The organism is Desulfobacula sp. (genome assembly GCF_030611305.1).
GTDB lineage: Bacteria > Desulfobacterota > Desulfobacteria > Desulfobacterales > Desulfobacteraceae > Desulfobacula.
In genome coordinates, this window is the sequence record NZ_JAUWQB010000007.1 from 1 (window position 1) to 19854 (window position 19854).

The window sequence follows — 19854 nt, forward strand, 5'->3', positions numbered from 1 at the left end:
CATGTAATCCCTGCCTGGGCAATTTAAGGGAAACAGCCATTTTAATCTCTCACCCCAGTACCATGTTTCCCAAAACAACAAAAAGCCCTGCCTTCTCTGACCTGTCTAATCTACAGCAACATCTATCCCTGCCGGATATTGAACACGCCTTTTCAGGTTTAAATCTGCTGTTTTCCTCATTCATACCAGCCTCTTAGCCACTTACAGCCCTTCATCAATTACAAAATGGTGCCGTATTTTGAACACAAACCATTTCTTTTGATCGGGATGGGGGCGCTTTTCAGGGGAACGTGTGAGAGTTGGTGTGTAACACCCTGATAATACTGCAAGATATATTTTGATTCCGGCTTTGGCACGGGCATTGCTTTACAGAAAGGCAAACAACGGAAGAAAAGAAAGCGGGAGATTAAACCATGAAACATTTAAACAAAGATAAGGAGGTGAAACCGGGAAACGAGGAAACCTGACCAAAAAGCAACAGACGTGATTGAGAGAATTTTAAACCATTTAACACAAAATTTAACATAAACATGAAAAGGAGAATGAAAATGAAAAAAAGACTATTAACTTTAATGGCAATCGTAGCAGCCCTGGGCATGGTTTTTATGGCAGGGCCGGTAATGGCGGCAGAAAGTGACACCGCTACGCAGAGTACGAATCTGACCGTTGATGAAATAGCGGTCATTGATGTGACTGGGGGCGGGAGCGTTCCGGCTCTTAATATTACCGCTCCTGCAACTGGGGGTCTTGCTCCTCAGGATGCTAGCGACGCTACCACCTATGCTCAGTACACATCAGTCGTTGCCGACTCAGTAACAAGAAGTATAACGGCGCAAATGAGTGTTGCTGCGCCGGCCGGCACCCAATTGACATTGACCGCTACCCCAGCTAGTGGGATGGGGACTACAGGAGGAGAGAAGATCCTGAATCACACAACGGCAGAAACCATAGTTACGGCTATTGGAAGCTGTGCTACAGGGACCGGAGCGACTTACGGATCTCTACTCACATACAGTTTAGATGTGACTGATGTCACAGCCCTGGTAGCAGGCGCGAACGCAACGCCAACCATTACCTTTACTTTAACAGAAGCGAATTAAAATATAAGGCATGGCGGGGCGGATGAGTCTTTCCATCCGCTCAGGCTTGTCTTCAAATGCAAAAAACATCTTTAAGCTTCCCGCCATCTTTTGCCTTGACGATAGAGGGAAGCTTTGTAGCAGAAACAGGAGACATATTGAAAATGAAGAGACTGAAGATTTTTTTTGTGGCTGTCGCACTGACCCTGGTGTCGGGTGGAGCGGTTTGGGGAGGTGAAATTGCCAGCCATGCGGTAACATTTAATTTTCAGGAAATCAACGAGATTGATATAACAGGCAGTCCCAGTTTGACAATCAACTCAGCCGTTGCAGGAGAACAGCCTGAAAATGCCATAGACAGTTCATCTATCTGCGCCATAACCACAAACGGAGCCAACAAAAGGATTACCGCAAGCATTGACACGGCCATACCGGCATACGTTACGCTCAAGGTAAATGTTGCCGCCCCGTCTGGCAGCGGCACAAGTCAGGGTGATGTATCCCTTACCACCTCGGCGTCCGACGTTGTCACAGGCATAAGCCATCTGGCCGACAGCAGCTTAACAATAACTTACAAACTGAGCGCCACTGTGCAGGCGGGTGTGATTCCCACCGACACAAGGACCGTTACCTTTACCCTTTCAGATTGAGCTATCCCTGACACGCTGGAGAAAGGAAAAAAATGAGATTTACAATAAAAATTGTGATCATATTTTTTTTGATTCCGCTGTTTTTTGCAGCCCAGACGGCCCACGCCGCCATATCGATCACAGTAACCGGCAACTGGATTGATGAGACCATTGATAAGAACGACTTTTACTCTGACGGCAGTAATATTTATGGTGAACCCGGGAAGGCCCCCCGGTCCAACGCCGACTGGATAACATTCAGTCCGCATCGCCTTATAATTCCTCCCAAAGGCGTAGCACAAGTCAACTATACTGTGACTGTTCCCAATAATGAGACCTTGGCTGGAACCTACTGGAGCATGATGATGATCGAGGGTATTTCTTCTATTTTGCCTGATGCGGTTAGACAAGAAAAAGACAAAATTACAGTCAGGATAAAACAGGTTATGCGCTATGGCGCTCAGATGATAACGCAGATCGGCGATACCGGCACCCGCAAACTCAAGTTTGTGAAGACAAAGGTCTTGAAAACGGACGACAAGAGGATTTTACAGATTGATATAGAAAACACTGGCCAGAGATGGCTGAGGCCGGATTTATGGGTCGAGCTTTATGATGAAAAAGGAATCTCGGCAGGTAAATTTGAAGGAGGGAAGTTGCGCATCTACCCCGGCACCTCTGTCAGATTCAGGATTGACCTGAGCCGGGTGCCCAAAGGCACATACAAGGCCATGGTGGTAGCGGACTGCGGTGGTGAGGATCTGTTCGGGGCTACATATACCCTTAAGTTCGAATAGGTTTCATCATTGAAGAGAAATCTTTTTATCCTGCTGATTATTTCTCATCTCTTATTTATTGCCGGCACGCTTGAGGCCCGGCAGAGAGGTGTGCAGGCCGGGCTGAGCGGCCAGGAATTATTTGAGACTGAGCCAAAAAACGTTGTAACCACCACGTTTGCTGTAACCAATACCTCGGATGAAGAGCTGGAATTTATATCAGATGTAAAACTCCCCGCAGGATGGAAACTTACAATACCTTCATTTCCTTTCCGCCTTGCCCCTAATGCAACCGAAATAAGGCTGGTCGGCTTTTTTATTCCCCAGGCAGCCTTAGCCGGCAAATATGAGATAATCTATCGGGTCAGTTCGGTCAAATATCCCTCCATCAGTGACCTGGCCAGGATTTATGTGGTGGTCAGTTCTGTCACAAAGCTGCAGGCCGAATTCCTGCAAGCCCCGGAAAGCGTTATTGCAGGACAGCCTTACGAAGCCATCTTTTCAGTGATTAATGCCAGCAATACAGAAAACAGGGGGTCGTTATTAAGGTCGAAAGCGGTCAGGACCTGCCCTATACAGTTGAGCCTGAAGAGCTTAAACTTGCCCCCGGGGAATCAAAGACCGTCAAAGTGACAGTAAAGACCGATGAAAAGCTCAGAAAGGGTTTCAAGCATCACCTCAGGTTGACGGTCCAGTCCGTTGAGGATGAAAAAATGAGAGGCCAGGCAAGGTGCGCTGTAAACATTATCCCTAAGATAACGGGAGAGGTGGATCGGTTTCACAGGATTCCGATGGAGTTGACCTTCAGGTCAACAGGCCAAAGGAATGAAGAGAAAAAGACCGTGTTTCAGGGTGAATTTTCAGGGAGAGGGAAACTGAGTGAAGAAGGCGAAGATGAGATTGAGTTCCTGTTTAGGGGGCCTGACATCCTTGAAGATAGTTCAATGTTTGGACAGCGCGACAGGTATTTTGCCGGATACCGGAACAAGGCTGCCGACGTTTTTCTGGGCGATAATTATTACTCTCTTTCACGCCTCACCGAGCAGAGTCTTGATGGCAGGGGGGGTGAGGCCGGGCTGGTCTCAGGCGGTTTCGGATTAAGGGGCTATTATATGAAAACAAGGTGGCTTGATCCGGAAAAGAAAGAGACAGCCCTTCATTTTGATTATCTGTTTCGGGACAGGCACAGAATTGGTCTCAATCTGTTTAAAAAAAAGTGATCTCGAAGATGCTCAAATTGCAAGCCTGCAAGGGAAACTTGAGCCTTTTGAAAACACGAACATTGAATTTGAAGCAGCATACGGGAAGGATGACAACAGGCATGACAATGCATACTGGCTCAATCTTTACGGCTCCCCTGAATGGGGGCGGATCTTACCGTTTGGAATACATCTATGCAGAACCTGAATTTCCGGGCTATTATCAGGACAAGGAGTATATCTCAGGCAATTTCTTTTTTCCCATAAGAAAGGAGCTCACCCTGAATGCCACCATCCGCCAGGAAAAAAACAATCTGGATTTAGACCCCTTGCTTGAATCGGCCGCCTTAAGCAGGTATGGTCAGATAGGCCTGAACTACAGATTTAAGACAGGAACAACCATTTCTATCGAGTCGCGGTTTCGTACCCGTGAAGACCGTTTGGCTGGGCCTGATTTTGACGACAGAGAACTGACTCACAAGGTCAGGTTAGGACAAAGCTTCAAAAAGCTATTTTTTAATGTTTCCGCCGAACTGGGGAAGGCAAAAGACAGACTGAAGGATCAGACCTCTGATCTAGGTATTTATGAAGGCTCATTTTATTTTATGCCTACTCATAATCAGAGCTACGGCAGTTATGTGCGCTACAGCACTTATAAAGACCCCGAAAGCGAAGGCAGGGACACCATAAATACCGGCCTGACCGGCGCTTTCAAGATAGCCAAAAGAGCCAACCTCAGGCTCAAACTTGATAGATATCATATTATAGGAAACGATTCCGGAGATCGGCATAACTTTGATCTGGCATTGAATTATCTGTTCCCCAATAAGAGCAGGATTTCTGCTCACGGCCGTCATACCTTATATGGCAGGAATTCTGATCAGGAGGATGAAACCGCTTTTATTGTTGAGTTTACCGTTCCTTTCGGCCTGCCCGTTGGGAGGAAAAGAAGTATCGGTATGCTTGAGGGGTATGTCCGTGATCAGGAGACCGGTCAACCTATTAAAAATGCCATCCTCCGCCTGAGCGGCGTTCCCGCAGTAACGGATAGTGATGGCGAATTTACCTTCCCCGCCTTGAAACCAGGGGCCTTCTACCTGAACATCGATAGCGCAAGCATCGGCCTTGAGCGGATTCCTGTGCAAAGAACCCCTCTTAAAGTGGATATTGAGGGCGGGAAAGAGACCTCAATTGAAATAGGAATAACAAAAAGCGCTGACCTTACCGGCAAGGTCATGGTCTATGAGTTTGCAGAAGAAGATGGGCTGCAAAAGGGATTCAGTATAAGTAAAGGGGAAAAGAAGGCAACCGGGGAAGAGGGTAAAGGCAAAATGGTTGAAGCTTGCGGTCTGGCGAATGTTCTTTTGGAGTTTAAGAGTAAATTGGAGATATGGCGCGTCCTTACAGACAGGAAGGGACGTTTCAGATTTGACGACGTACGGCCCGGGCAATGGACGCTCACCGTGCGTGCCGACAATCTGCCTGAATATCACTATCTTGAAAAAGATATCTTTGAGATCGAACTGGCGCCTGGTGAGAAAAAGGAGATGCTAATAAGGGTTTTGCCGAGGAAGCGTACTATCCAGATTATTGAGCAAGGTGAGATTTTAATTGAGGAAGAGGGGAAGTAGGCTTGAGTGGAGATGAATCAGGCGGGACGTAGTGCTGTGACGAAAAAGTATATCCGAAAACCAGAATTACACTGAATCGGATGCATGTCTATACGGATGAGGAAGGCATGTTTGAATTTCCAGTCCTGGACCCGGGAGATTATCGCCTGAATATGGATATCTCGCAACTTCCCAGCGGGATTATACCGGCGATAAGTCTTCCGCGTGACATATCTTTGAAGAAAGGCGATAACATCTTTATAGATGTCCCGCTGGAGCAGGTTGGAACTATTTATGGAGTGGTCTTTGATGACGGCAACAAAAACATGCAGAAAGATGAAGAGGAAGACGGCCTGTCGCCAATCCGCGTAGTTTTATTGAAAGACGGGAAGGAAATTCAGGAAGCCTTTACTGATCAGAAAGGAAGGTATATATTAACCGACATAAAGCCCGGAGATTATGTTGTAAAGATCGACAGAGAATATCTTCCTCATCGTTATATAATGACAACACCGGAGACCATCAAGGTTAACGTAAAATCCAAAGAACAGATTGCGGATATAAACTTTGGCACCTACAAAAAACCGCGCAAAATCATCAAGACGTTTTTTAAGAAGAAAAAGAAGTAGAGGAGAAGCCGGAAAAATCAGCACTGGCAAAAAATATTGCCTTTCGTGTGCCCGAAAGACCCTTCTTCGTATGCCATACAATAGTTCTAAGAAAAAACAGGAGGTGGGTTTGCGGTAAAAGCTTTAATTATTTAAGCTTTCAAAGTTTTTATTTTCTCATCTTTTTTTTGCCATAAAGCATTCAGCCAAATACAAAATCGGTCTTTATACTCGGGATCATTAAAATAATCCCCGGTCAGAGAATCCGTTAAGGGGATGACTTCAAAGTCAATAATGATTCTGTTGACCTGGCCTGAAATATATTGCCAGAACGTGGGGATTTTATCCGGATACACAATAGTGACATCAATGATTTTATTAAGATAGTCACCCATGGAACTTAAGACAAAGGCGATTCCACCTGCTTTCGGGATCAGAAGATGATTGAAATGATTGTTTTGGGACTTGTTTTTATGCTGTGTGAACCTTGTCCCCTCGACAAAATTCATGATGGAGACCGGGGTATGTTTAAATTTTTCACATGCTTTTTTTGTGCTGGCAAGATCTTTATTCTTTAGATGGGGTTTTTCTTTTAATTGTTTTTTTGAATATCGTTTCATAAAAGGAAAATCCAATGCCCACCAGGCAAGCCCTAAGAACGGAACCCAGATCAATTCTTTCTTTAAGAAAAATTTTAACAGGGGAATTTTTTGGTTTAATGTTGTCTGCAAGGCTAAAATATCCACCCAGGATTGATGGTTGGAAATAATCAGATACCATTCCTTTTTTTCTAATTTTTCAAGCCCTCTGATATCCCATTCTATTTTGCAAAATAGTTTTGAGTTGAATGAATTAACCCCTATCCAGAGAGTGGCAATGGATATCAGGATTTTGTCAAGAACAACAACAACAGAGGGAACCGGGATAAGAAACTTGAAAAAAGAGATCAGAATTAATGGAATGGTCAGCAGGATGGTATTCAACGTGTATAATAATATCGATAAAACACCTTTGAGTGAGTATGGTAGAAAATATAACATAAAAATAGTCAGAGTTTTTTAAAATTCATGATATGTTTTTTTATTGTTCTTCTATCCAGTCCTGTCATCTTTGCGACCTTCTCGTAGGTACCGGCATCATCGTACAAAAGCTTGCAATATCCTGATACCAGGGAAGACATAGAGATATCCCGGTCTGAAATTCCTTGTAAAAGTTCCTGTTTCAGGGAGATGGTTTTCTCCTCATCTTTTTGCTTGCCTTTATAGTCCCGTCTTAACAAAACACTTCTGACACACTGCTCAAGCTCTCGAACATTTCCTGGCCATTGATAATTCTTTCCAAGCCGGCGGTCAATAATTCTTTTAACTTTCAGGATTAATTTTTCAGAATGGGTACCGGCCATTTTTTTTATGGTGAAGTCAAGGAGATCATTTAGTTCAGATGGTTTTTCACTGATCCTGGTTCTAAGAGGCGGAACTTCAATGATATCGGAACACAGCCTGTAATAAAAATCGTCCCTGAATACCTTACCGCTGAGAATATCTTTTTTGGGGCGGTTGGTGGCGGCAATGACCCTTCCGTTAAATCTTGATTTTTCATGAGTCCCGACAGGGGAAAAGCTTCTTTCCTGGAGAATTCTTAACAGTTTGATCTGCACATGGTTGGGGATTTCACCGATTTCATCGAGAAGAATGGAACCATGGGGGCTGCACCGGTCAAACACACCCTGGTAATCATCCACTGCCCCGGTAAAGGCACCTTTTGTATGGCCGAACAGTTCGGATTCGAGCAGAGTTTCAGGATATTGGGAGAGATTCAGTGAAGAAAAGGCCCGGGTGAAGCTCTGGGTAAAACATTGTTTTTTTTCATCAAAGGGAATATATCCGCTTCTGCCGATGGCTTTGGCGGCTGTCCCTTTTCCTGTGCCGGTTTCACCCAGAAGCAGAGTGGAAAAATCCTCCATCTTGTTCCATAGAAATTTGTTGTACAGATCAAAATTATAAGTGAAAACATTGTACCATAAATGCTTTTTCAGTTTTTTCATGCACGGGCTGCTGCCCACAAGGGAGTTGGAAATAAAATAAAAGGCCCGTCTGATTTGATAGGAAAGGGCAAAATAATGGGGGATGGTCTTAGCGGAAAATCCCTTTGTGTGGAGCATGTGCCTGGCTTTTTCGGCAAAGGGAACCTTGACCGGTGTGTCTTCGGCCTTGATTTGATCCTTTATCAGCTGATCAAAATCATCCTTGAATTTGTAAAAGAGATCAAACAGGAACACAATCGTAATGATTTCTTTATCCTGGTCGTGAAACGCATTGATATTGGCACGGCCCTGGCTTTCAAGTTTTTTTATCCGGTGATCCACTTCCTTAATACATTGATCAATGCTTTCCCGCCTGGAAGCTGAAGGGAAAATGCCTGCAATTTTAAGATCAAGCTTTTCTCTTAAATCGCTGAACGGATTTGCAAAAGCGGCATTATAAACCGTTCTGAAAAAGTGACGTTCTTCGGAATTAAGCATTGCTTTTTTCAATTCAAGCCTCCATCAGATGATATTATTCGATAATGTGCAATTTTGTACACGTCATATACATAAAATGCAAGAAGAAACATGTCGTTTGATAACCAAAAAAGAAAATTAAATTGAAAAATACTATTATTTCGGTTGGTTATATCTTTCAAGGGTTTTGGCACAATACTTGAAGTATATAAATAAGTTTAAGTAATTAAGTTAACGTGAATTTTCACGGCAGCAGTGTGAAAATGAAAAGTACAAAACAATTATGGAGAAACACTTATGATTAGAAGAATACTGAATTCAAGACTTCCTTTAATGGTTTATAATCCTGTAAAGGTATTTGATGTAAAGTATTTTAAAGAAATTTTCAACGCTGGCGCTCTTCCGGTATTTGATACGGAATGTTTAACCCATGAGGATATACTTCAAAACGCCTTGTTGCTTTCCAAAGAAAAATTTAGCTTTGGTATCAGGCTTTCAGCCCATGATAGTGAGCTGATCAGGAAAATCAAACACCAGCAGATGATCAATCTTGATCTTTTAATTTCCCCACTTTCAAAAGATGATGCCCTCGCAGATTTCACAAATTTTGCAGATACAAAAATAGTGATAGAAATCAAAGATATTAATATTAACGATAAAATCAAAGAGGTTTCACCCCATGCTTTGATCCTGAAAGGGAATGAAGCAGGCGGAAAGGTTTCAAAATATTCTTCTTTTGTTTTGATGCAATGGTATTTGAAAAACTATGAATTGCCGATATTCATCCATGGCGGTGTCGGAAAATATACCGCTGCCGGTATGTTTGCAGCAGGGGTATCCGGTCTTGTCATGGACAGTCAGTTTCTCATGACAGACGAAGCCCCGGTATCGGATAACTTTAAAAAGCTCTTGGCGATGGTGGATGAGAGTGATTCCACCGAGATCACATATAAGACTCTGGACAGTTACCGGGTGTTTGCAAAACTTGGTACTAAAATTGTTAAAGACCTGAAACAGCAGGCAATTGAATTTAGTGATGATCCAAATGGCAGACAAAAGATTTATGACTCCATCGTGGATAATATGACAGCCTTTGACAAAGAGGATACCCAGTTTATCCAGTCTCTTTTTTACCTGGGCCAGGACGGCGTATTTGCAAAGGATTTTGTAAAGGAGTCAACAAGCCTTCATGAAATTATTTCAAGTTTTTTCAAAACCATTGGCGAGAATTTAAATTTCATTGATGTATATGATCCGGTAACGCCGGGTTCCCCGTTTGCCAAGGATCAGGGAACAAAATTCCCTTTGATCCAGGGGCCCATGGCCAATATTTCGGATAATTCTGATTTTGCAAATAAGGTCCTTGAGCAGGGAGCTTTGCCGTTTTTTGCAGTGGGAAGTCTTCCTGAACAGCTGGCGGACGATATGCTCAAGGATGGTGCCCAAAAAGTGGATGTTTTCGGTGCAGGACTTGTGGGCATGGAAGCTTTTAATCCCGCGGTAAAAAAACATTTGGAGATGGTTAAAGAATATAAGGTCCCCTATGCGCTTTTTGCAGGAGGTATTCCTTCTCAGGTGGCAGAACTTGAAAAGGCAGGAACCAAAACATATCTTCATACGCCATCGGTATCTATGATGGAAAATGCCCTGAAAAATGGATGCAAACGGTTTATTTTTGAAGGCGGGGAAGCCGGCGGCCATGTGGGCACTCTTTCCAGCATGGTGCTGTGGGAAGATGCTATTGCCACACTGATCAATAAAAATTATGATCTCACGGATTTATATTTGGTATTTGCCGGTGGCATTTCCACCTGCTTTGCATCATTTTTTATTTCAGGGCTCACATCTTTTCTTGCGGCCAAAGGGGCAAAAATCGGTATCCAGGTGGGAACCGCTTACCTTTTTGCCGATGAAATTGTAGCAACCAAAAGTATTAAATCGCAGTACCAGGAAATCATTATCCGCGAAAATGAGACAGTGGTGATCGGTAAAAGCTTAGGGTTGGCATCCAGGACCGCACCCACCGAGTTTGCCCGAAGGATGCTTGAAGACGAAGTTTTGATGATGAAAAACAAGGGAAATTTTGATGATATAAAGCGGTCCTTTGAAAAGAGAAATATCGGTTCGCTGCTCATCGGTGCAAAAGGGTTTATACCGGATTTTAAAAATCCGGGACCTGAGAATTACACCTGGTTTGAAGATAAAGAACACAGGGAAAAGGGCAATTTTCTTGTGGGGGACAGCCTGGCCTTTTTTGATCGGTCAGTCACCATAAAAGAGATCCACGATAAATACTTTGAAGCCAAATCAACACTTTACACAAATATTAATTTTCTTGAAATATTTTCAAGCTCGAAAAATAAAATTAATGATGAGATTGCCGTGGTGGGTATCGGTTGTACGCTGCCGGATGCCGATGATCCGGACAGCTTGTGGGAAAATATTTTAAACAAAAAATATTCCATCAGCCAGATACCAAAGTCAAGATTTGACCATGATCTCTATTATGACCCTGACAAAAGTGCGGAAGATAAAACCTACACCACCCTTGCAGGACATATAGACCAGTTTGAGTTTGAATGGGAACGGTTCGGGTATGCTCAAGGAAAGGAAAAAAGACTTTCCCGCAGTCAGAAAATGGTGTTGCAGACCGCATACAAAGCAGTCGAAAATGCAGGGTTTCTGGGAGAAGACAACCGTCTGCTCTGTGATGATCCTGCAAGAACTGCTGTTATTATTGCCACCTGCCTTTCCAATGAACTGGGAAATGACCTTCAGCTCAAGTACTGGTATCCGGAACTTGTTTCCATGATGGAGAAAACAGATGAATATCAGACGTTAAGTGATAATGAAAAAGAGGAAGTCAAACAAGCCTTAATGGAAGGCATAGAAGGGGAGAACAAAGGATATGATCCTGTCCATGGTATGCTTTTGAACATCGAAGCCTCAAGGATTGCCCGTCACTTAGGTATCCGGGGTGCAAATTATGTTGTGGATGCTGCCTGCGCATCCTCTGTCACTGCACTTGACGCTGCAACAGATGAACTTTTGTCCGGTGAACACGACCAGGTCATTGTGGGTGGGGTAAATACCAATCTGACACCTGAGGCCTTTATCGGGTTTGCAAAAATGGGAACCTTGTCCCAGGTTGGGTCATTCCCTTTTGATGAACGGGCTGACGGGTTCATTCTGGGAGAGGGATCGGTTGTTTTTGTATTAAAAAGAATGAAAGATGCGATCAGGGACAAGAACCGTATTCTGGGTGTCATCAATTCCATTGGTTCAAGTTCTGACGGCAAAGGAAAGGCCATTGCCGCACCAAACCCGAAGGGGCAGGTATTAAGCGTCCAGCGGTGTTTTGAAAATATTCGGCCCGGTATCAGCCCGGAAGATATCGGATTTATCGAAGCCCACGGAACCTCCACCACCATCGGTGATCAGGTAGAACTTGAGACCTTGAACTCCATATATAAGAATGCCAATGCAGGTATCTCTTCCATAAAATCTCAGATCGGCCATCTTTTAGGGTGTGCAGGATCAGCAGGGCTTTTAAAGGCATTACTAACTATTAACAAAGGAATCCTGCCACCCAATGGCAGGTTTGAAACCCTTTCAAAAAATCATGATTTAAAAGGCTCTTCCCTGTTTATTGTAAAAGAGCCAAAAGAATGGAAATCTGAAGGTAACACATCCAGGAAGGCTGCTGTTTCTTCTTACGGGTTTGGCGGTATTAATTATCACATCGTGGTTGAGCAGATGACCGAGAACTATCAGGCAATTTCCCGGAATATTTTTATTGACCCTTCCTATGATTTTAATGACGACCGAATCGTGGTTGCAGGTCTCGGGGTTTTCCTTCCGGGTGCAAAAAATACAGAGGAGTTCTGGGATAAACTTGAATCAGGACAAAAACAATTATCCCATATCCCGGCTGTTCACTTTGACAATGATGCCTATGCGAATCTTGATAAAAATTCCACTTACAGGCTTCCCAAAGTAAAGGCGGGTATGGTCAAAGAACATAAGTTCAACAATTTGAAATATAGAATGCCCCCCATGATGGTAAAATCCATTGAAAGAGGACAGATCTTCGGACTGGAGGCAGCCAATGAGGCACTTGAAAGTTCGGGTCTGCTGGACCAGCTGTCTGCCGGCAATAAGGTTGGCGTGATCCTTGGTACCATTTCAGGAGAACGGCAGAGCAAAAATATTATCAGGGTTAGAAAACAATTTATTGGTAATATCATTAAAAATTGTCAGAAGCTTGATGCAAAAAAGCGCAACAAGGTTTCAGATGCGCTTGTGGAATCCATCCGGAATACAATTCCAGAGAATAATGAAGATACCACGCCCGGGCTTTTGTCCAATATTATCTCCGGCAGGATTGCCAATTATTTTGGTCTCAACGGGGCTAATTACGTGATTGATGCATCCTGTGCATCTTCCTCCATTGCCATAAGAAATGCGGCCAGGAATTTAAAGCAGAAAGATCTTGATTTCGTCCTTGCAGGCGGGGTCGATTGCAATCTGTACCCGGCAGTCCTCATGGCATTTAAACGCCTCGGCCTGTTGTCGGAAGGGGACTGCAATTTTTATGATTCAAGGGCTGACGGGTATGTGATGGGAGAGGGCGCAGCCATCCATTTGATGACCACTTATAAAAAGGCCAGAGAATATAATATGGAGATTCTGGGTGAGATCAACGAGTGCGCCGTACGCTCAAGCGTACCGGATCACCTGCTTGCCCCTTCGGAACAGACTTTTGTATCCACCATAAACGAAACATATTATAAATCCGGGATCAGAAAACAGGATATCAATCATCTGGACCTGTTTGCATTTTCCAATATCTTTGGGGATATCGTTGAAAAGCAGGTGATTGAACATTGTTTTGATCATGAAATGCATTGTGGAAACATCAAATCCCAGTTCGGGTATTTCAAAGCTGCCAACCCGGCCGTTGCCATGGCAAAGCTTATGCTCATGAACCGCAAGGGAAAAATTCTGCCGGACTTTAATTATAATCCCGAGCATTCCATTTTAAATGATTGTAAAATTTTAAAGCCTGCCCGACAGATGGTTGTAAAGCCCAAAGGGCAGCCCTTTAGATTTGCAGCCAATGTTAACGGTATTGGCGGAAACCATTGCCATATGATTATGAGCACATTGCCGGCCCGGCTTGAAAGGAAAGAAGAGGTTGTGGAAGTCGAATTCAAGGCGGCTGCAGGGGATGATATTGTATTAATAGATCATGCTTACTCTGCTGATAATATGGGTAAAAAATTGAGAATGGTTGCACTTCTTTCCGGCCAGGGTGCCCAGAGAAGCCGCATGATGAAGGAACTTTTCAAAAAAGATGCCCACATCAGAAAGGTGATGGAAAAAGGTGAACAAATCTTTATTGAACAAAGGGGGTATTCCCTTTTAGACATGATGTTTGGCACGGATGATGCCATTAACTCAACACAGAATACTCAAGCCGCAGTCTTTCTTTCATCTGCTGCCATTTACAGCCGACTGTCCCGGGAAGGATTTTCACCCGATTACTTCATCGGTCACAGTGTGGGAGAATACACAGCCCTTTTTTGCAGCGGTATGCTTTCTTTTGGCGATGCCATGCGTCTGATCATCAAACGCTCGGATCTTATGCATGAGGCCACCTTAAAGGTTCCGGGTAAAATCATGGTGGTATTCAAAAATGAAAAAGAGACAGAGCATCTGATCAGAAAAGCCTTTGTGTCCAATATTTATATTACCAATAAAAACAGTGAAAAACAGACGGCTGTCTCAGGAAAGGCTGAGGACATTGAAAAATTTTGCACCTTTTTGACCCAGCAGGAAATTTTCTATAAAAAATTGAATCTTACCGGGGCCTTTCATACCCCTTTACTGAAAGAAACTTCGGTAAAATTAAGGGCGTACCTGGATACCATAACCTTTAATGACACCCGGTTTGGAAAAATTATTTCCAATACCACTGCAAGACCATATCCGGAAAGGCACGAAGATGTAAAAGATCTGCTGGCAAGGCAGATTATCTCACCAGTTGAATTTATTACATCTATTGAGAATGTATATGTATCCGGCAGAACTCATTTTATAGAGATCGGTCCGTCAAGGCTGCTGGTGAATCTTTTGAAAAATATCAATATCGGAGAGTATGGCACGGCCGTGTCCGTGGATGCCAAAGTTGGAGAGGTGAAATCCTTTGAGGAATGCAGAAAATATTTACAGGACTGCAATAGTATTTTTGAGGCAAAACCTGTTCGAGTAAGTGAACCTGGAATTATCCCTGATATGAAAGAGGAGTTATCAAAAATAGAGATGTCTGAAGATTTCGAATCCTTTAAACAAAATAACCAAGGACTGGTTGATCAGATCCTTTACAAGGAATATCAGCACCAGAAACGCCAATCAGCCATTGATGCCGTTGAAAGATATGATTTTAATACCAACAAAATATTGATTTCAGGTGTTTCTGTGGGGCTTCCGGGCAAAGCAAGACGTGTCTTTGCAACCGATAATTTTGATGCCATTCTCAATGGCGAAAATTTTATCGATTCCCTGACGGTTGAAGACCAGGAGAAAATTATTGATAAGAATATCACCAAGCTTTATAAACAGCCGGATGGGAATGCAAGGTTTGTCCAGATCACTAAAGCCGAAGATGTAATCCATCTGGCAGGCCAGTTAGGGTATTTTGACCTCAATGATGAATACGGCATTAAAGAACAATACGATATCAGCATGGCCCTTGGTATTGCCGCAGGGATTGAAGCGTTAAAAGATGCGAACATACCCCTTGTCATGCAGTATAAAAAGATGAAAGACGGGAAGACCATGATTCCTGACGGGTTTGCTCTGCCTGAAGAAATGCAGGAAGATACAGGGGTGATTATTACATCGTTATGGCCCAATGGAGAAACCATGATGTCAGAGTTTGAAAAATATTTTTATGAGAAAATGTTTCTAAAACCCTATGAAGAGTTTGAAAAAATTTATTATTATCTCATGGAAAAAATAAAGGATCTTTCCATTAAAGAGCAGTTGACAGAGTGGTTTTTCAAGGCAAAGTCAAGAAAACGGTCGGATTTTGGTCCTTACAAGTTTGACAGGAATTTTTTGGCCAATGCCTGTCCTCTGGGATCTGCCCATCTGGCTCAGATTATCAAGGCCAAAGGTCCTAACACGCTGGTAAGTTCTGCCTGTGCATCCACTACCCTTGCCATTGGTATTGCCGAAGACTGGATCAGGGTCGGCCGATGTAAAAGAGTGCTTGTGGTTGGCGGTGAAAATGCGACCTCTCCGAGTCAGAATCAGTGGGTGGGATCAGGGTTCCTGGCACTTGGAGCCGCCACCATTAAAAAGAGAGTCTCAGAAGCGGCCAAACCCTTTGATGAAGATCGTAACGGCACCATCCTGGGTTCCGGTGCTGTGGGTCTTGTTGTTGAAAGCGAAAGCTGTGCAAAGAAAAGAGGCATGAACGGCCAGTGCGAGATTCTTGGCACCCATATCGCCAATTCCGCTTTTCACACCTATAATATTGATGTGCCCCATATGTCCCATGAGATGGAAAAATTTATCAATAAAGTGGAAAAACAAAATGGGATTAAGAAAGAAGACTATGCAGACAAGCTCCTTTTCATGTCCCATGAAACCTATACTCCGGCAAGGGGAGGCAGTGCCGATGCAGAAGTAACTGTCCTTGAAACAACCTTTGCCGATCACCTGGACAGCATCTGCATATCCAACACCAAGGGATTTACAGGCCATACCCTTGGGGCTGCCATAGAAGATGTCGTGCTGGTCAAAGCCCTTCAGAAAAGAAAAGCCCCTCCCATTGCAAACCTTCAGAAAATACCCGAACATTTCAAGAAACTCAGTTTTTCCGGCCAGGAGAAAATTAATTCTGAGTATGGTCTCCATCTGGCTGCCGGGTTTGGCTCTCATTTTGCTTTCATGTTTGTCAAACGGGTAGAGGAAAATCCGGTTGAAGGCAATGTCCGATATCAGAACTGGATAAAACAAATCACCGGATCTGAAGATCCTGAACTCAAGATAATTGATAATACCCTGTGTGCTGTGGCCGGAGGAGAAGCCCTGCTGTCTCTAACAAAGGAAACAAGGAAAGTTGAAAAACCTGCAAAAGTAGCTATTCCTGCCATGCTGGCAGCACCTGCGCCCGTTGCAGCAGTGAAAGAAACACCAGTCAAGGTTGAAACAAAACCTGTTGAAGAGACAACCGGAGGGGCATCTGAGGGAGTTCCTGCCTTTGAAACGGTTAAGTCAATTATTGCCGAGCAGACCGGATATGCGGCAGACATGCTGGAGAATGATCTGGATCTTGAAGCAGATCTTGGAATTGATACGGTGAAACAGGTTGAGATTTTTGCCAAGATTGCCTCTCATTTTGCTTTCTCAGTACCGGATGATTTAAAACTCAGGGATTTGAACACCATTGCCAAACTGGCCGAGTATATTGTTACAAGAGTTGATATGCCGGGTACAGAAACGAGCATTCCGACACCTGTCGCTGCTCAACCCGAGACACAATCGGCACCGGGAGCACAAGTCCCCTCTAATGCCATTGACAAGGTCAAGGAAGTAATCGCCGAGCAGACCGGATATGCGGCAGACATGCTGGAGAATGATCTGGACCTTGAAGCAGACCTTGGAATTGATACGGTGAAACAGGTTGAGATTTTTGCTAAGATTGCCTCTCATTTTGCTTTCTCAGTACCGGATGATTTAAAACTCAGGGATTTGAACACCATTGCCAAACTGGCCGAGTATATCCAGTCCAGGGCCGGGGTTGTACAAGCGCCCCAAACAGAAGAAGCGGCTGATGTGGAAAACGATGAAGTTCCAATGGCAAGCGACATCTCCATTCCTTTAAATAAAGATGACGAATTTCCTGATCCGGTATCACCCATCAAACGGTTGATTGTAAGAGTCAGAGAATCCCAGATTCCTGAACTTTCCAAAAAGGACTTTAAAGGCAAAAAAATTATTGTTTCCCTTGACAGTCATGGGTTTGCCAAAAAAATTATTGAAAAGATAAAAAAGAAAAAGGGCGAGGTCATTACCATCGGCGGCAAGGGTGCGGATTTTAAGTTTGACCTGACCGATGTCAAAGCTACGGAAAAACGGGTGGAAGAATTTAAAGAAGCTTATCCGGAAGTGAACGGGTTCATCCATCTGGCACCCCTTGACACCTATTTTGATAAGAAAGATGGAAAAGGTGATTCAGACGACTCCCTCAACACAACCATCAAATCTTTTTTTGTCATGATTAAAGCTCTGTTTGAAACCCTTGATCAAAAAGAGAATATCATTGGAACCATTACCTTTGATTCGGTTGTATTCCCGTATATGGAAGACTGCGGTGATATCCATCCCATGTTTGCAGGCCTTGCAGGTCTTTTGAAAACCGTGAATAAGGAGATGCCGGACACCACGGTCAAGGTTGTGGACTTTTCTTATAAACAGCCCAAAAAGAGCATAGGAAGGATTGCAGATATATTCTTAAATGAGCTTCTTTGCGACGATACAAGGGTAGAGGTGGGATACAAGAATAAAAAGCGGTATGTCCTCTCCATGAAGCCTTCCATTGCAGACAAAACGCAGCAGATCATATCTGAGAATGACACTCTGCTGGTTACGGGAGGAGCCGGCGGAATTACCTATGAAATTATTAAAAAAGTGGTTGAAAACTATAAGGTCAACCTGATTATTCTGGATATCAATGACATTTACAGTACCGATCCAAAATATCTGGATAAAGTATCCACCCAGGCAGACCTCATGGGCATTCTCAGAGACGATATGCCCGGGGTAAAACCCGTTGAAATCAAACGTGCCCTTGATCGCCTGATGCGGGTTCGCCAGTCACTTGAAAATATTGAAACCCTTGAGTCGCTGGGTGTCAGTGTTGAGTATAATTGTGTGGATGTAACGGATTTTAAGGCGGTAAAGGCGGCCGTTAACAAGTATGACAGGATTGATGGAATTTTCCATGCCGCAGGCATGGAGATGAGCCAGTTTATCGCCAAAAAAGAGCTCTGGTCATTTGAGCTGGTGGTGGATGTCAAGGTCAAAGGCATGAGAAATCTTCTTCGCGCCTTCAAAGACAGAGAGTATAAATACTTTTTTACCTTCTCATCTGTAACAGCCCGATTTGGAAACGAAGGTCAGGTGGATTATACATCTGCCAATGATTTTCTTGGGAAGACTTTGTTTCGTCAGAAACAGCTTCACCCTGAAAGAACTTACAAAGTCTATGCCTGGACTGCCTGGGGTGGTGTTGGCATGGCAACCAATCCAACCGTGAAAAAAGTGCTGGAGGACAGAGGCATCCAGTTCCTTCCAAAGGAACAGGGCGTTAAGTTTTTCATGGCAGATCTCTTAGATAAAACAGACTCTGAAATGGTATTTTCCGGCCTTGATTATTCATTTGACAGGGACGGTCTCTTGGAAGATCCCGGAGATATTCAATTTCCATTTCTCGATACTCCGGTGGAGAAGACCGATACCGGTATGACGTATTCACGGATACTGGATGTTGAAAGGGATGTCTTCCTCCATGACCATACCATGGAAGAAGTGCCGCTTTTTCTTGGTGCAACCGGGATTGAAACTATGGCTGAACTCGCTGGTTCACTGTCCGAAGATAAAGGGCATTTTGTTGAATTGACGAATTTTCAGATTCCCTACGCCATCAAACTCTTAAAGGGGCGGCCAAAGGAGCTTCTGGTTTCAGGAGACAGGAGAAAAGGTGGGTTGTTTAACTGCAGGATAACATCCCAGTTCAAGAATCCCGACGGCCTTGTCATGGGAGACCCAAAGCTTCACTATGAAGGAAAATACAGGTTTGCCCGAAAACCATTAAAGGCAAAAAAGATCAAACTGCCGGAATTTAACCCGGTTTCTCATGAAGGTGATCTTGAAACCCTGGTATATGACCCCAAGCGGCTGTTCATGTTCGGCCTTTTCGCTACCATCACGGATATTAACTCCTTTGACGGTAAAACACTGGTCACAACAGTGGAGGATAAAAGCAAAAAAGAGTTTTTTAAAGGGGTGAAAGATCCCAATTTTGTAGCAGCCCCCATCCTGGTTGATGCCATGTTCCAGACCGGCGGCCTTCTTGAGTTCTTTACCACCTCAAGGACAGTTTTGCCCTATAAAATCAAGTCTTTGAAATTTTACAGAGATGTCGAGAAGAACCAAGAATACTTTTGTATTACCGAAAAGGTTGCCTCAGGTGAAGAAACCAATACCTACAACCTGAAACTGGTTGATAAAAAAGGAAATATTTTTGTTGAGGTGGACAGCTTTGAAATGGTAAAACTCAACCGCCTTGATCCCGAAGACAGAATTGTTGATTTGGTTGAGTTTGCTTTTTCTAACGAAAAGGAAAATTCAAAGGTCAACTAAATAAATCATAACACCTC

General features: G+C 43.7%; 11 protein-coding genes. 9 read left to right on the top strand and 2 right to left on the bottom strand.

The window, feature by feature from the left end:
- The 8 genes from QAI40_RS02225 to QAI40_RS02260 form a co-directional block, all read left to right on the top strand.
- Window positions 1-197, top strand: a 197-nt coding sequence (locus QAI40_RS02225; protein ID WP_304511434.1) for a hypothetical protein, incomplete at its 5' end; no start/stop codon positions are given.
- 351 nt (window positions 198-548) lie between these two features.
- Window positions 549-1100: a hypothetical protein gene (locus QAI40_RS02230; RefSeq protein ID WP_304511435.1), complete on the top strand. Its 552-nt coding sequence runs from the start codon at window positions 549-551 to the stop codon at window positions 1098-1100.
- 143 nt (window positions 1101-1243) lie between these two features.
- On the top strand, window positions 1244-1729 hold the full coding sequence (locus QAI40_RS02235; protein ID WP_304511436.1) for a hypothetical protein: 486 nt from the start codon (window positions 1244-1246) through the stop codon (window positions 1727-1729).
- A 32-nt stretch (window positions 1730-1761) separates the two neighbouring features.
- Window positions 1762-2505 carry a hypothetical protein gene (locus tag QAI40_RS02240; RefSeq protein ID WP_304511437.1) on the top strand — a complete coding sequence of 248 codons (744 nt, stop codon included), beginning with the start codon at window positions 1762-1764 and terminating at the stop codon, window positions 2503-2505.
- A 9-nt stretch (window positions 2506-2514) separates the two neighbouring features.
- The gene (locus QAI40_RS02245; protein ID WP_304511438.1) at window positions 2515-3117 is read left to right on the top strand and encodes a COG1470 family protein; all 603 of its coding nucleotides are present in this window, start codon (window positions 2515-2517) and stop codon (window positions 3115-3117) included.
- Entirely contained in the window at window positions 3114-3704 is a 591-nt protein-coding gene (locus tag QAI40_RS02250) for a hypothetical protein (protein ID WP_304511439.1), read from the top strand. Before QAI40_RS02245 ends, QAI40_RS02250 begins: the two co-directional genes overlap by 4 nt.
- A gap of 101 nt (window positions 3705-3805) precedes the next feature.
- A complete protein-coding gene (locus QAI40_RS02255) occupies window positions 3806-5314 on the top strand; it encodes an MSCRAMM family protein (protein ID WP_304511440.1) in 1509 nt (502 codons plus the stop codon).
- A gap of 107 nt (window positions 5315-5421) precedes the next feature.
- Window positions 5422-5922 (top strand): SdrD B-like domain-containing protein, encoded by a 501-nt coding sequence (locus QAI40_RS02260; RefSeq protein ID WP_304511441.1) that lies wholly within the window; start codon window positions 5422-5424, stop codon window positions 5920-5922.
- A gap of 131 nt (window positions 5923-6053) precedes the next feature.
- Here QAI40_RS02260 and QAI40_RS02265 read toward each other — a convergent pair whose 3' ends face one another.
- Window positions 6054-6941 (bottom strand): acyltransferase, encoded by an 888-nt coding sequence (locus tag QAI40_RS02265; protein WP_299983453.1) that lies wholly within the window; start codon window positions 6939-6941, stop codon window positions 6054-6056.
- 8 nt (window positions 6942-6949) lie between these two features.
- Window positions 6950-8434, bottom strand: a complete 1485-nt coding sequence (locus tag QAI40_RS02270; RefSeq protein ID WP_304511442.1) for a sigma-54-dependent transcriptional regulator — start codon at window positions 8432-8434, stop codon at window positions 6950-6952.
- A gap of 264 nt (window positions 8435-8698) precedes the next feature.
- On the opposite strand from QAI40_RS02270, the gene QAI40_RS02275 reads away from it, so the two are divergent.
- A complete protein-coding gene (locus tag QAI40_RS02275; protein WP_304511443.1) occupies window positions 8699-19837 on the top strand; it encodes a type I polyketide synthase in 11139 nt (3712 codons plus the stop codon).
- Window positions 19838-19854 lie beyond the last annotated feature (17 nt).